The sequence below is a fragment of the Flavobacterium sp. TN-1 genome (genome assembly GCF_052828645.1).
In genome coordinates this window covers 1,420,603-1,434,708 of sequence record NZ_CM128253.1, presented here as the reverse complement: position 1 = coordinate 1,434,708, position 14,106 = coordinate 1,420,603, and the positions used below count along the sequence as shown (strand labels likewise).

Annotated in this window: 11 protein-coding genes; 7 read left to right on the top strand and 4 right to left on the bottom strand. The window is 29.5% G+C overall.

What is annotated here, in order from left to right; translation table 11 throughout:
• The first annotated feature begins 20 nt into the window (after nt 1–20).
• The 5 genes from ACUXZJ_RS06110 to ACUXZJ_RS06090 all read left to right on the top strand — a co-directional run bounded on the left by ACUXZJ_RS06110 (nt 21) and on the right by ACUXZJ_RS06090 (nt 5,790).
• Nucleotides 21–1,553, top strand: coding sequence for a peptide MFS transporter (locus tag ACUXZJ_RS06110; protein WP_060383366.1), 1,533 nt, complete (start codon nt 21–23; stop codon nt 1,551–1,553).
• Between the two features lie 70 nt (nt 1,554–1,623).
• Complete coding sequence (locus ACUXZJ_RS06105; RefSeq protein ID WP_063743644.1) at nt 1,624–3,276, top strand: peptide MFS transporter; 1,653 nt, start codon at nt 1,624–1,626, stop codon at nt 3,274–3,276.
• A 16-nt stretch (nt 3,277–3,292) separates the two neighbouring features.
• Nucleotides 3,293–4,771, top strand: coding sequence for a peptide MFS transporter (locus ACUXZJ_RS06100; RefSeq protein ID WP_060383368.1), 1,479 nt, complete (start codon nt 3,293–3,295; stop codon nt 4,769–4,771).
• Nucleotides 4,772–4,820: 49 nt separating this feature from the next.
• Nucleotides 4,821–5,279 (top strand): thioredoxin family protein, encoded by a 459-nt coding sequence (locus ACUXZJ_RS06095; protein ID WP_060383369.1) that lies wholly within the window; start codon nt 4,821–4,823, stop codon nt 5,277–5,279.
• Nucleotides 5,280–5,283: 4 nt separating this feature from the next.
• Nucleotides 5,284–5,790 carry a thioredoxin family protein gene (locus tag ACUXZJ_RS06090; protein ID WP_063743643.1) on the top strand — a complete coding sequence of 169 codons (507 nt, stop codon included), beginning with the start codon at nt 5,284–5,286 and terminating at the stop codon, nt 5,788–5,790.
• Nucleotides 5,791–5,794: 4 nt separating this feature from the next.
• Here the strand turns inward: ACUXZJ_RS06090 and ACUXZJ_RS06085 are convergent, their stop codons facing one another.
• The 4 genes from ACUXZJ_RS06085 to surE all read right to left on the bottom strand — a co-directional run bounded on the left by ACUXZJ_RS06085 (nt 5,795) and on the right by surE (nt 10,068).
• A complete protein-coding gene (locus ACUXZJ_RS06085; RefSeq protein WP_063743642.1) occupies nt 5,795–7,834 on the bottom strand; it encodes a ComEC/Rec2 family competence protein in 2,040 nt (679 codons plus the stop codon).
• Between the two features lie 76 nt (nt 7,835–7,910).
• Nucleotides 7,911–9,029 (bottom strand): lipid-A-disaccharide synthase, encoded by a 1,119-nt coding sequence (lpxB, locus tag ACUXZJ_RS06080; protein WP_060383372.1) that lies wholly within the window; start codon nt 9,027–9,029, stop codon nt 7,911–7,913.
• Nucleotides 9,030–9,302: a hypothetical protein gene (locus ACUXZJ_RS06075; protein ID WP_060383373.1), complete on the bottom strand. Its 273-nt coding sequence runs from the start codon at nt 9,300–9,302 to the stop codon at nt 9,030–9,032.
• Complete coding sequence (gene surE, locus ACUXZJ_RS06070) at nt 9,295–10,068, bottom strand: 5'/3'-nucleotidase SurE (protein WP_060383374.1); 774 nt, start codon at nt 10,066–10,068, stop codon at nt 9,295–9,297. The genes ACUXZJ_RS06075 and surE overlap by 8 nt, the downstream gene beginning before the upstream one ends.
• Nucleotides 10,069–10,200: 132 nt before the next feature.
• On the opposite strand from surE, the gene ACUXZJ_RS06065 reads away from it, so the two are divergent.
• A complete protein-coding gene (locus ACUXZJ_RS06065; protein ID WP_060383375.1) occupies nt 10,201–12,372 on the top strand; it encodes a carboxy terminal-processing peptidase in 2,172 nt (723 codons plus the stop codon).
• Between the two features lie 1,182 nt (nt 12,373–13,554).
• Nucleotides 13,555–14,040 carry a hypothetical protein gene (locus tag ACUXZJ_RS06060; protein ID WP_063743641.1) on the top strand — a complete coding sequence of 162 codons (486 nt, stop codon included), beginning with the start codon at nt 13,555–13,557 and terminating at the stop codon, nt 14,038–14,040.
• The last annotated feature ends 66 nt before the right edge of the window (nt 14,041–14,106 follow it).

The window sequence follows — 14,106 nt, the reverse complement described above, 5'->3', positions numbered from 1 at the left end:
TACTAACCAAAAACTATAAAATGAGCGAAACAGCAAAACAAGGACATCCTAAAGGACTGTATTTCTTGTTCTTTACAGAAATGTGGGAACGATTCAGTTACTACGGAATGAGAGCTATTTTCATTCTATTCATGACCAAAATCTTATTAATGAAAGACGCGGAAGCATCTGAAATTTATGGAAGTTATACAGGACTTGTATATCTAACTCCTCTTTTAGGAGGATATCTTTGTGATAAATTTTTAGGAAACAGAAGAAGTATCATGATTGGAGGATTACTAATGTCTATTGGTCAGTTCTTCATGTTTTTAAGTGCCACAACTGGTGCTAATGGAGGCGTTGCATTAATGTGGTTAGGACTTACTGCTATTATTATTGGTAACGGTTTTTTTAAACCTAACATTTCAACTATGGTAGGTCAGTTATATCCCGCAAATGATCGTCGTATTGATAGTGCTTTTACCATTTTTTATATGGGTATCAACCTAGGAGCATTCTTTTCTCCTTTAGTGTGTGGTTCGATGGATTTCAAATGGGGATTCTTAGCTGCTTGTATTGGTATGTTTATGAGTTTAATATTTTTTGCATTATTTCAAAAAAAATATTTAGTCTCTGAAGAAGGAAAAGAAATAGGTCTACCTGTTAAGCCATTAGATTTAAAAAATATCTTATATATAATAGGATCGATTGGTATTGTTTTTTTCATGCTTAACTTCAAGCAATTGTTTAATACAGATACAGATGTCATTGGATATTTTATTTATGGTTCAATGATTGTAATGCCTTTAATTATTTTAACAGATAAAAGCTTAACAAGTGTAGAGAGAAATAGAATCTTAGTGATTTTTATCTTAGCCTTCTTTGTAATCTTTTTTTGGGGTGCTTTTGAACAAGCAGGAGCTTCTTTAACTCTTTTTGCTGATAGACAAACTAACCGAAATTTGTTAGGATGGGAGATGCCAGCATCTTATTTTCAATCTGTAAATCCTCTAGCTGTAATCTTATTAGCTCCAATAATGTCAATCGTATGGGGATTTTTATACAAACGCAATGCAGAACCTTCTTCACCAAAAAAAATGGCATTAGGTTTAACATTAGTAGCTATAGGTTATGGTGTAATTGCTATAGCTGTTAAAGGTCTTGGAATGGATGAAAAAGTTTCTATGTGGTGGCTAATTGGTTTATACATCATTCACTCAATTGGTGAATTATGTCTTTCTCCAATCGGTTTATCTATGGTATCTAAATTAGCTCCTTTAAGATTATCTTCTTTATTAATGGGAACTTGGTTTTTGGCAAATGCTGCTGCAAATAAGTTTGCTGGTACTTTATCTTCGTTAATTCCACCGTCTCCTGAAGCTGGATCAACAGAACCATTAGTCTATCCTTCATTCTTAGGATTTCAAATTACAAGCCTGTATGAATTCTTCATGTTATTTATTATTATGACAGGTGTAGCAGCAGGTATTTTATTTATTTTAAGTTCTTGGTTACAAAAAATGATGCAAGAAGATCATAAAGACGAGATTGACTTATCTGTAGAAAATAGATAATTTATTAAAATATTTTATATCTTTCAAGCCTGTAACAAAATTGTTGCGGGCTTTTTAAATACTAATTCACATGAAAAATAAACACCCTAAAGGATTATTATTTTTGTTTTTTACTGAAATGTGGGAACGTTTTGGTTATTATCTGATTATTGGCATCTTTGTCTTATACATGATTGATCCAACGACTACAGGAGGATTAGCTTTTAGTGACAAACAAGCAGATGACATATTTGGTAGTTTTATAGCTTTAACTTATTTAACTCCTTTTTTAGGAGGCTATATGGCCGATCGTTATTTAGGTTATTTTAAATCTGTTTATCTAGGAGGTACCTTAATGGGACTAGGATACATAGGATTGGGTTTTCACAACCTAACTACTTTTTATATTTCAATGGCATTAATTGTTATTGGAAACGGATTCTTTAAACCAAGTATTTCTACTTTGGTTGGAAACTTATATACTGATGAAAAATATATAGCTAACAAAGATGCTGGATATAATATTTTTTACATGGGAATAAATATAGGTGCCTTTTTATGTAACATCATAGCTGCTTTCATGCGTAATCAATATGGATGGAGTGCTGCTTTTATAACAGCTGGTATAGGAATGTTTTTAGGTATGATTATTTTTACTTTAGGGAGAAAACACCTAGAGCATGCTAACATTACTAAACCTGTTCAAGAAGATGATATATCATTAGGCAGTATCTTAAGTAAGGTATTCTTACCAGCTATTATATGTGGAGCAATAGGCTGGATGATTCCGGGTAATATTTTTAAATCAGATTCTACAGATGCTTTTATTTTTGCTTGTATACCTGTTATTATCTTTTATGTTAGTTTGTATCTAAAAGCTAACTCTGAAGACAAGCGCCCTTTAGGTGCCTTACTTGCCATTTTTGCCGTAGGTATGCTATTTTGGGCTGTCTTTAAACAAAATGGAACAGCCTTAACACGTTGGGCAAATTATTATACTGATAGACAAGTTACAGGTTCTACTGAAAAAGTCTTATCTTCTATTTATCTAGTAGATCAAAAAGATTTTGCTACAAAAGAAGTTCAAAAATACGATCATCAATTTCAAGCTGAAAAAGATGAAAATGGAGAACCTATTAAAACGGAAGGAAAAGATGTTTATTTTCAAAACGAAGCTCCAGAAAAGCTAGCTAAATTAGAAGAAAATCCTAATCAAAAAATCTCCCTTATTAACACTGAATTATTTCAATCCATAAATCCTGGATGGATTATCTTACTTACTCCAGTAGTAGTTGGTTTTTTTGTTATGCTACGTCGTAAAAACAGAGAACCAAGCACTCCTTCTAAAATTGTATTAGGATTATTTATTTCAGCTCTTTCTTGCCTTGTTATGACAGCTGCTGTATATGCTGGAAGTAATGGTTCTATAAAAGTATCTCCTTTATGGCTAGTAGGCACTTATGGTGTTATTACCATCGGTGAACTTTGTCTATCTCCTATGGGATTATCCATTGTTTCTAAATTAGCTCCACCAAGACTTACAGCCCTAATGATGGGAGGATTCTTCTTATCTATTTCTATTGGCAACAAACTTTCAGGTGTGTTAGCTAGTATGTGGTATGATTATGAAAACAAAGCTAATTTCTTTATTGTAAATATGTTATTATTATTATTTGCAACTATATTAGGGCTATCCATCCTAAAAAAATTAAATGCTGTTATGAAAGAAAAAGGAATGAACTAATTACAATCTTATAATTATGTCAACAACGATAGAAGAAATTCAGAATTTTGAAGGAAAATACCCAAAACAGTTATGGTATTTATTCACAGTAGAAATGTGGGAACGTTTTTGTTTTTATGGTATGAGAGGTGTACTTACTTTTTTTATGGTAGACCAACTATTACTTAAAGATCATGCCGCCAACTTACAATATGGTGCTATTCAAGCCTTTGTTTATGCCTTTACTTTTATTGGAGGAATTTTTGCAGATAAAATTTTGGGCTTCAAAAAATCTCTTTTCTTTGGAGGTATTGTAATGATTTTAGGAAATTTACTCATTGCTTTTTCTCCTCAACAAATGTTTTATTATGGCATTACTTTTTCTATTATAGGAACTGGTTTTTTTAAACCCAACATTTCTTCTATGGTTGGAGAATTATATGATGAAAAAGATCCTAGAAGAGATGCTGGATATGGTATGTTCTATGCTGGAATTAACATTGGCGGTCTTCTAGGAGGTGCTCTTTGTATTTATTTAGGTAAATATCATTCTTGGACACTTTGTTTTTTAGCAGCAGCCATTGTAATGACAGCTGGTTTAATTACCTTTTTATTCACAAAAAAACATTTAGGTCCTATTGGTGATTCTCCACTAATAGGATTACCTAATAACAAAAGGAAAATACGCGAAATATCCGTATATTTAGGTTCACTACTTAGTATCCCTTTTATATACAGTATGGTTATTAATACAGACTATACTGATTATTTTATGTACACTATTGGAATTATTGCCGTTGGATATTTTGTATATGAATTAATAAAACTGGGCGATTCCAGTTCACAAAAAAAATTAATAGCTGCTTTTTCATTTATTTTCTTCTATTTTCTTTTCAATGCAATCTATGAACAAAGCGGTGGATCATTATCTTTATTTGCCAAAGATAATTTAAACAACAACCTACTTGGTTTTACGATAGATCCTAATGTGGTAAATAACAGTTCAAACACTTTTTTTGTTATTCTTTTGAGTCCACTTATTGGACTCTTATGGTTAGGACTGGCCAAAAGAAAATTAGAACCTAACACGCTCATCAAATTTGGTATTGGTTTTCTATTTCTTTCAGCTTCTTTCTACCTTTTTTATTCAACGAAGTTTTTTGCAAACTCTAATGGTGTTACTTCATTAAATGTATTTACTTTTGCCTATTTTATTACAACTATAGGGGAACTATGTTTAGGTCCAATAGGCATGTCTATCATTACAAAATTATCCCCTAAAAGATTATTTGGTATGATGATGGGATTATGGTTTTTAGCTAGTGCTTTTGGGCAGTTAGCAGCGGGAAAACTAGGTGCTGAAATTTCGCAATCGAATACAGGAAGCACATTAGTTTCTAAATTACAATCTTATACAGATGGATATTATACATTAGCTTTATATGCTTTAATAGCAGGTTTAATTTTAATAGCCATTTCACCATTAATTAAAAAATTAATGCAAAATGTGAAATAATTTTACGTATTCGGCATTATTTTTGTGGTCGAGAATCTAAAAAACAAACATGAAGAGAACTTTACTCATATTATTATTCATCATAGGCAATTTTAGTTTATACGCTCAAGATATCAATTGGTTATCTCTTGACGATGCTTTATCAAAACAAAAAAGAATGCCTAAACCTATTCTTTTAAATGTTTATACGGATTGGCATGCCCCATGTAAAATGATGGATAAAGGTACTTTTCAAGATGCTGATGTAGTGGAACATATTAATCGAATTTATTATCCTGTTAAATTTAATGCCGAAGGAAATTCAAGAGTAAACTATATGGGAAATTCTTTTGATAATCCAAATTATGATCCCGAGCGAAAAGGACGTAATAGCACCCACGAATTGACTAAATATCTTAAAGTTCCTAGCTATCCTACTATTTACATACTAGATACTCGAGGAAATGTAAAAGAAGTAATTGAAGGCCCTAAAGACCCTACTGAATTATTACGAATTTTAAAAAATTAACACTATGAAAATTACAAAAATAATATTTGCTACCTTTTTATCATTTTTCATCATGAGTTTTGTCCTAAAACCAACAGAGGATAAAAATCTAGAATGGCATACTGATGTAAAAAAAGCAGTAGCATTAGCAAAAAAACAAGACAAACCCTTATTTTTCTTTTTTACAGGTAGCGATTGGTGTGGGTGGTGTATTCGTTTGCAAAAAGAAGTTTTCAAAACCCCTGAATTTGAAAAATGGGCAAAAGAAAATGTCATTTTAGTAGAATTAGACTTCCCAAGAAGAACAGAACAAACACCTGAATTAAAAGCTCAAAACACACAATTACAACAACTCTTTCAAGTTCAAGGATACCCAACTGTATGGTTTGTACAAGCACAAGAAAAAGAAGGTAAAATAAATTTTCAACAATTAGGTAGTACGGGTTATGTAGCTGGAGGCCCAGTAGTATGGATAGAGAGTGCAAATAAAATTATAACGAGTTACATATCTAATAAAAAACAGAAAAAATAATTTTTTATTCAATCACATAAAATCCCTTTTCAAACGTATTATGAAAAGGGATTTTTCTTTTCAAACATGTATTCTCAAAACGTTTTATATATGTTTTAAAATTAGACCCATCCGAAATTACCATTTGAGGTTTATATTTAGCTATTATACGCTCTAAATTTATTTTAGGAGAATTGGATAATACCAAAAAATCTACTATTACATTATCTAGAATAAAATTATCTGAATCAATAAGTAATATTTTTTTACCTGAAATCCAAAAAACATTTTGTTTCTTGTTAGTCTTTATTATTTTACTAAATGTATGAACTTGATAATCTATTAAAACACGGTCTAAATAACTCCCTTCATTTATTAGACTATCAGTATATATCATTGTTGTTCCTTTTTTAGTAGTCCCAATTATTTTTTGCTTAGGTACATGAAAAACAACAAATTTTTCTTCACTATAAGCTTCTCTATTTCTAAATAATAAAATTATTTGAAACAATAATAAAAAACCACACAAAATCATTATAATCTTAAATCTAGGTTTTTGTATCCAAATAAAGAACAATATAATAATAAGATAACTAACAAACATCAAATCCAAAGTAAAAGGAATTTCTTTCCACACAAATCCTTCAAAAGAAGCAATCCATTTTATTATAAAATTCATCCATTGAATCATTTTAATCATACTCCAAATAATTCCATCAAACATGCAATTAAAATAAGCCAATAACACAACCAAGACCCCTAAAGGCATAATTATGTATTCTAAAAAAGGGATTACTAAAAGATTTGCAATAAAAAACAAACCTGGTATTTGATGAAAGTAATATAAACTTAATGGCAAAGTTCCTATTTGTGCCACAAAAGATACCACAAACAGTTTCCAAAAAAACAACACAATCTTATTTTTAGGATTCCATAATCTTAACACAATAGGCTGCATGCTTACAATAGAAAGTACTGCCAAATAACTAAGTTGAAATCCAATATCGAAAAGAAAAGCAGGTTGTACAATTAAAATAAGTAATACAGAAGCTGCAAGAGTATTATATATATTAACTTGTTTTTTAAAGCTTGCTCCAATTGCTATCATGCTAAACATAACTGTTGATCGTAAGACAGGTGCTACTAAACCGGCAATACAGGCAAATGTCCACAATCCTAACAAGATACAAAACATTTTTAATAAATTATACTTCCTATCCTTTAGAAAAAAGGTACAGATCAAATCTAATAAGAGATAAAGAATCCCTACATGCAAACCTGATATTGAAAGTATATGTATAACTCCGGCATATTGGTAAACTTTTATTAAGTGGTCATCTACTTCTTGTTGTTGACCTATAATTAAAGCAGTTAGAACAGCTAATTCTTTTTCAGGAAAACCATTATCCCGTAAGTTTTTTATAATTCTATCTCTAAATCGAGCTGTATAATAGCGAATAGATTTTACATTTTCTTTTAATTTCTTAAAATCTTGATTTTTAATATATAGTTGACCGTATATATTTTTTGTTTTAAGATAAGAAGCATAATCAAATTGCCCTAAATTGCCTGCTGACTGAATTGGATGTATAACTCCTTTTATCAATAAGATAGAACCTATAACTAATTCAGAGTCATTTTGTTTCTCTTTCCCTATATTCAAAATTACTTTTCCTGAGTGTTTTTTCTGATTTATAGTTTGTATAGAAATTATGTATCGGTTTTTATTATGAGTACTTTTTAAACGCTCATAAACCTCTGCTTTTATATAACTTTTTTTATCGTAATTTTTAAGATGAGTAAAATGATTTGATTTAAAAGTATCCTGATGAAGCATTGCAATTAAAACACCACTCATAGTAAAAACTAACGAAATAAGAGCAGATTCTCCTAACTGTATTATTGAATTTCTAGATGATATAAGAGAAAAAACAAAACTGATAAAAACAAGAAGGCTCCAAAGACAAAAAAATATAGGAAAATGAAACGAAAAAAAATGAAACAATATAATTCCTATAACAAACCAACATACCGATTTAATTAATGGAAATTGATATAGTTTCATTTCAAACAATGTTTTTTTATCTAAGATACAACAATATTGTATTTTTAGGTTTTTTTATAAAATTTAATTACAAAACTTATTTCTTTGAAATATTTTGTATTATTAACTGGGCTGTTTTTAAACTAGCTCCACTACCTCCTAAAATCGTTTCTAATTGTTTATAAGATGTTAGCATTTTTTTTCGCCCGTCACCATCTAAGATTTTCTCTAATTCTTCCTTAATTCTATCCGAATTACATTCTTCTTGTATTAATTCTGTTACTATAGGTGCATCCATAATCAGGTTTACCAAGGATATATATTTTAACGTAATGATACGTTTTGCAATTTGATAAGAAATAGCATTTCCCTTATACAAAACCACTTCTGGCACTTTAAACAAAGCTGTTTCTAAAGTAGCCGTTCCTGAGGTTACTAAAGCGGCGTGTGAAACACTTAACAAATCATAGGTTCTATTAGAAATAAACTGAATAGATTCTCCGTCTATAAATTTTTCATAAAATGAAAACTCTTGACTGGGTGCTCCTGCAATTATGAATTGGTAATCTGGAAAATATTTTACTACTTTTAACATCTCGGAAAGCATCTTATCAATTTCTTGTTTTCTACTTCCTGGTAATAATGCTATAATTGGTTTAGATGATAGTTTAAACTCTTCTCGAAATAAAAGTTCATTCGTTTCTGATCTATTTTTAATTGCATCTAAAAGAGGATGTCCTACAAAATGGACTTTATAATTGTGCTTTTTTTCGTAAAAATCTTTTTCAAAAGGCAATATTACGTACATTTGATCTACATCTCTTTTTATGGCATGAATTCTATTTTCTTTCCAAGCCCAAATTTGAGGTGAGATATAGTAATGAGTAGTTATACCTAAATTCTTAGCCCATTTGGCAATTCTCATGTTAAACCCTGGATAATCAATAAAAATGATAACATCGGGTCTAAAATTAGAAATATCTGTTTTACAAAACTTAAGATTTTTGAGTATTGTGTTCAAATTCATTACCACTTCTATAAAGCCCATAAAGGCTAAATCACGATAATGTTTTACTAAAATTCCTCCAGCCTTTTGCATTAAGTCACCTCCCCAAAAACGGATTTCAGCGTTTAAATCTTCCTTATAAAGTGATTTAATCAAATTAGCTCCATGTAAATCTCCAGAAGCTTCTCCTGCTATAATATAATACTTCATCTATATAAAAAGTGTAATAATGGCTAAAATTAAGGTAGCTAACACCACGCCTCTAGCCATTAATTCTTTATTTAATTTTAATAATCCAAAAAAAACCACCATATTAAGCATAGCTCCTAGAGTAATTATTTTACCTAGGTATCCTAATGATTTCATTTGAGCGATTCCTTCCGTAAAACTATAATTAGTAAAAAGTTTAAAAAATAAAACAATTCCCAATAAGGTAGCTAAAAAACCTATTAGAGTACCTTTCAATAATTCAAATTTACTCATCCCACTTCCAATTATTGAGTTCTTGAATAGCGTGATAAGCTGTTAAATCAAATTGAATTGGCACAATAGATACATATCCATTTGCCAGTGCCCATTCATCTGTATCCTTTCCTATATCTTCACAAATAAATTCACCTGCTAACCAGTAATAATCTTTTCCAAAAGGAGATTGTCTTTTATCAAATTTTTCAACCCATTTAGCTTTCGCTTGGCGTCCTATCTTAATTCCTTTTATATCAGGAGTTGATAGTTTAGGAAAATTAACATTTAAAACAACTCCTTTAGGCAATCCATTATATAAAACTTGTTGAATAATTTTCAGTACGTAAGGTCTAACGGCACTAAAATCAGCATCCCAAGAAAAATCGCACAAAGAAAAACCAATCGAGGGAATTCCTTCTATACCTGCTTCTATTACCGCACTCATTGTTCCAGAATAAATAACATTGATAGAAGAATTAGATCCATGATTAATTCCAGACACACACAAATCAATCGTATCATTAATTATTTCATTTTTCGCCATCTTAACACAATCTGAAGGTGTTCCAGAAGTTGTATACTCTAACACTTCTGCACCTTCTACAGAAATCTTATTCAAATGCAAAGTACTATTAACCGTAATTGCGTGCCCCATTCCACTCTGAGGACTATCAGGAGCTACTACGACTACATTTCCAATTTCTTTAACTATTTCTACTAAATTTCGTATGCCAGGAGCTGTAATCCCATCATCATTAGTTACTAATATAAGCGGTTTTTTCATTTAATTCAAACATAAAAAAGTCTTGCTAAAATAAGGAATTTAAATTGTTCCAACTAATTTTGTAGCTTTAACAAAAAATTATACGATCAATTTTATATTAGCATAATTTTTTATGTACTTTAGTAATTAGATATGGATACAATCTGGACATTTATGAAAAAGAATTACAAATTATTACTGCTTGCTGTAGCAGTATCAGCTGTATTATGGAGTTTTAAACCAAAATTCAAGACTGAAGACCCAGAAAAAGATCGCGTTCTACTAGATGCCATCGTTAGCGTATTAGAAGTCTACCATTACACTCCTGCCACCATCAATGACAATTTTTCAAAAAATGTATTTGAAAATTTTATTGATGCACTAGATCCCTCTAAACGCTTTTTTATTGAATCAGACATTCGTGAGTTTAAAAATTTCGAATATGAAATTGATGATATGATACACGCTCGAAATCTAAGTTTTTTTAATCTTACGTATGAAAGACTTCAAAAAAGAATGAATGAAGCTAAGGTAATTTACAGAGCATTAAATGATAAACCCTTCAATTTTAACATAGATGAATCTATAAACATTGATTCGGATAAAATTGAATTTTCAAAAAACTATAATGAGCTAAAAAATAGATGGCGATTACAAATCAAGCTTTCTACTCTAGCTTCTATAGTTGACAAACAAAAATTAGAAGATGAAAAAAAGGCTAAAGACCCTAATTATTCCGTTAAAACATTTGAACAATTAGAAAAAGAATCAAGAGAAGCCGCTATAAAAAACCTAGATGATTATTTTGATTTTATAAGTGACTTAGATCGAGAAGATTGGTTTGAAGTATACTTAAATTCAATCGTAACACAGTTTGATCCCCATACTTTTTACTTTGCTCCAGATGAAAAAGAAAAATTTGACATAAGTATGAGCGGTAAGTTAGAAGGCATTGGTGCTCGTTTACAAAAAAAGAACGATAATACTGAAATTTCAGAATTAATATCGGGAGGACCTGCATGGAAAAACAAAGAATTAGAACCTGGTGACATCGTGTTAAAAGTAGCACAAGGTAACGGTGAACCCGTAGACGTAGTTGGAATGCGTCTTGATGATGTAGTAAAAAAAATAAAAGGTCCAAAAGGAACAGAAGTGCGTTTGACCGTAAAAAAGACAGACGGCACGATAAAAGTAATACGTCTAATACGTGATGTAGTTGAAATAGAAGAAACATACGCTAAATCGAGTATCATCGAAAAAAACGGAAGAAAATTCGGTTTAATTCACTTACCTAAATTCTACATTGATTTTGAAAATGATGATAATCGTGATGCTGCTAAAGATGTGGAAACAGAGGTTTTAAAACTCAAAAAAGCAGGTGTCGAAGGTATTGTTATGGATTTACGAGATAATGGAGGAGGTTCTCTAAAAACAGTTGTAGATATAACAGGATTATTTATTGATCAAGGTCCTGTAGTACAAGTTAAATCATCTGGACATAAAAAAGATGTTTTATCTGATCACAACAACAAAGTTCAATGGAATGGTCCATTAGTAGTTCTTCAAAACAATTTTTCAGCTTCTGCTTCAGAAATATTTGCAGCAGCAATACAAGATTACAAAAGAGGTGTAATTCTAGGTAGCAAACAATCTTTTGGTAAAGGAACTGTTCAAAATGTTTTTGATCTAAATCAATTAAAAACAAAGTTTAACTTCAATTTTAATATGGGAGCACTCAAAACTACTACTCAAAAATTCTATCGAGTAAATGGCGGTTCTACCCAGTTAGAAGGCGTTACAAGTGATGTTGTATTTCCTGATCGCTATACTTACATTAAAATAGGAGAAAGAGATGAGAAAAAAGCATTACAATGGGATAAAATTGACCCAGCTAATTACCAAGTAACAAACAGTATAAGTAATTTTAGCTCTGTAATAGCTAATAGTCAAAAAAGAGTAGTAGAAAACCCCCAATTTAAGCTAATAGATCAAAATGCAAAATGGATCAATGAACGAAAAGACGAAAGCACAGTTAGCCTTAAAATGGATAAATTTATTACAGAACAAAAAAACATAGAAGAAGCAACAAAAAAATTCAAAGAAATCACAAAATACAAAAACACCTTAAGTATAAATCATTTAGGTGATGAAAATGAATTAATGAAAAAAGATCCTAATTTTGCTCAGAAACGAAAAGATTGGTTTGAAGCCATTTCAAGAGATGCTTATATAGATGAGGCTGTCAACGTTTTAAGCGAAATTAAAAGTCCATCATTTACCAAAACATCTCCTACAAAAAAAACAAAATTAGTTGTAAAATCATAACAAGATTTTTTCACATAAAGAAAGAGGTCGCTTAAGCGGCCTCTTTCTTTATGTGAAAAAATCAAAAATATACTTTAAAACGTTTTTAAAACACAATCCTATAATAATACCATTAAAACTTTGAAATTTTCTCATAATACTATTTTTCTAACCTAGAGATTGCCCAAAAAGTTCGCAATCTTATCATTTCGACCAAAGGGAGAAATCACATAATATTGATTATGAGACTCCTTCTTACGTTCGAATTGCTTTAAAATAAAAAAACAGATCGAGAATTTTACTTTTTAATCCACTATATTTTAAGTTTAAATGGCATATCTTTTTGTTTTTATTCTTTTTAGCACAATTCATAAAACCATCTTTTTACATAATTCTTCCGTTAACTTCGACATTAAACACTTTTACAATATTTAAAAATATAAATCCTTATATAACAAAAAAACTTAGGTTATATAAGTAAATCCATTAGAAATCATTTTATAATAATTTCAAAATGTATTATATAATATCGTTTCTATATCTAGATATTTTAATAAATAACCTAAAATATAAATAAAGAAGAGTATTAATAAAAGTGCTAAATAAGAGCTAATACAAAATTATTAGAGAACAAAAGACATTATTTTTTACTCAAACCACTCTTTTTGTTTTCTTTTCGCGAGCTAGGATATTTTCATATTTCATAAAAAAGAGTTAAAATTACAAATTGCGTTAATTACACCATTAAACATAAGACACTGAAATATAACAACTTAAAAAAAACCGACCCTAATAATAAAATTCAGTTTTTAACTTACTTTTTTATAAGGATTTATATTTTTAATAAAGCTTAAAGAATACAAAAAACAATAATGTTAAAAAACTAATATAATTTTAAAAAATAAACATTTGAAGTTACAAATAAACAGAGTTATATGATTTTTTTCTTTTTAACATTTTATTAAAACAATAACTATATATATTTGTAAAACAGATAACAAGGAAGTTATTTAAAACTTAAAAACGGGAGGAACTAGGAAATGTAGTAAAATCATGATGATGACCTCCAAAATTATCTTTTTAAATTTTATAAAAAATAAAGCAATAGGTTATTTCTTTTTTTATAAATATATTTTTTAGAAACACCCTTTATAGAAATAAGCTTCCTTTAAAATTACTTATTATTAATTTAATTTCAAAAAAATGAAAAAATTTTTTTTAACTTTAGTAGTAGTTTCTTCATTATTTTCATGTTCAAAAGATGAAGTAAACGAACCGAAATCAGTTCAATCGGTAAAAGTAAATTCACAAAGAGTGAATGATCCTCTATTTGGCAAGGTCTTTTATAATCAAGAAGGAGATCTAAAATTAAGAATACAGATACTTCCTGGAAACCCTAAAAAAATAAGCATAGCTTCTGCTGAAGATAGTAAAGATTATTTCATTCTTAAAAATGCTGAAGCAATGTTTGTACCAGTTGATCCAAAATTTGACATCTATTTTTTATCTAAAGCTGAAAAATTTATGAATACTGCTGAAAAAACTCCGTTTATTAAAAAATTCAACGATATATTGATACCAGCAACTAATCAAAGTGGTTATGGAGCTGCTAGATTAGATATAGCAAAAGATTTATCTTCTGTTGTATTGAAAGGTGAAGAAGGTTCAATTACATTCACAAAATTATAATTAATTATTTTTAACAATTAATATATCTTATTCTATTTTAAGGTAAAAAACAATAAGTTATAATTC

Coding starts and splice junctions, on each gene's coding strand:
- ACUXZJ_RS06090 (WP_063743643.1), top strand. CDS start 5,284: ATGAAAATTACAAAAATAATATTTGCTACCTTTTTATCATTTTTCATC.
- ACUXZJ_RS06100 (WP_060383368.1), top strand. CDS start 3,293: ATGTCAACAACGATAGAAGAAATTCAGAATTTTGAAGGAAAATACCCA.
- ACUXZJ_RS06095 (WP_060383369.1), top strand. CDS start 4,821: ATGAAGAGAACTTTACTCATATTATTATTCATCATAGGCAATTTTAGT.
- ACUXZJ_RS06060 (WP_063743641.1), top strand. CDS start 13,555: ATGAAAAAATTTTTTTTAACTTTAGTAGTAGTTTCTTCATTATTTTCA.
- surE (WP_060383374.1), bottom strand. CDS start 10,068: ATGAAAAAACCGCTTATATTAGTAACTAATGATGATGGGATTACAGCT.
- ACUXZJ_RS06085 (WP_063743642.1), bottom strand. CDS start 7,834: ATGAAACTATATCAATTTCCATTAATTAAATCGGTATGTTGGTTTGTT.
- ACUXZJ_RS06075 (WP_060383373.1), bottom strand. CDS start 9,302: ATGAGTAAATTTGAATTATTGAAAGGTACTCTAATAGGTTTTTTAGCT.
- ACUXZJ_RS06065 (WP_060383375.1), top strand. CDS start 10,201: ATGGATACAATCTGGACATTTATGAAAAAGAATTACAAATTATTACTG.
- lpxB (WP_060383372.1), bottom strand. CDS start 9,029: ATGAAGTATTATATTATAGCAGGAGAAGCTTCTGGAGATTTACATGGA.
- ACUXZJ_RS06105 (WP_063743644.1), top strand. CDS start 1,624: ATGAAAAATAAACACCCTAAAGGATTATTATTTTTGTTTTTTACTGAA.
- ACUXZJ_RS06110 (WP_060383366.1), top strand. CDS start 21: ATGAGCGAAACAGCAAAACAAGGACATCCTAAAGGACTGTATTTCTTG.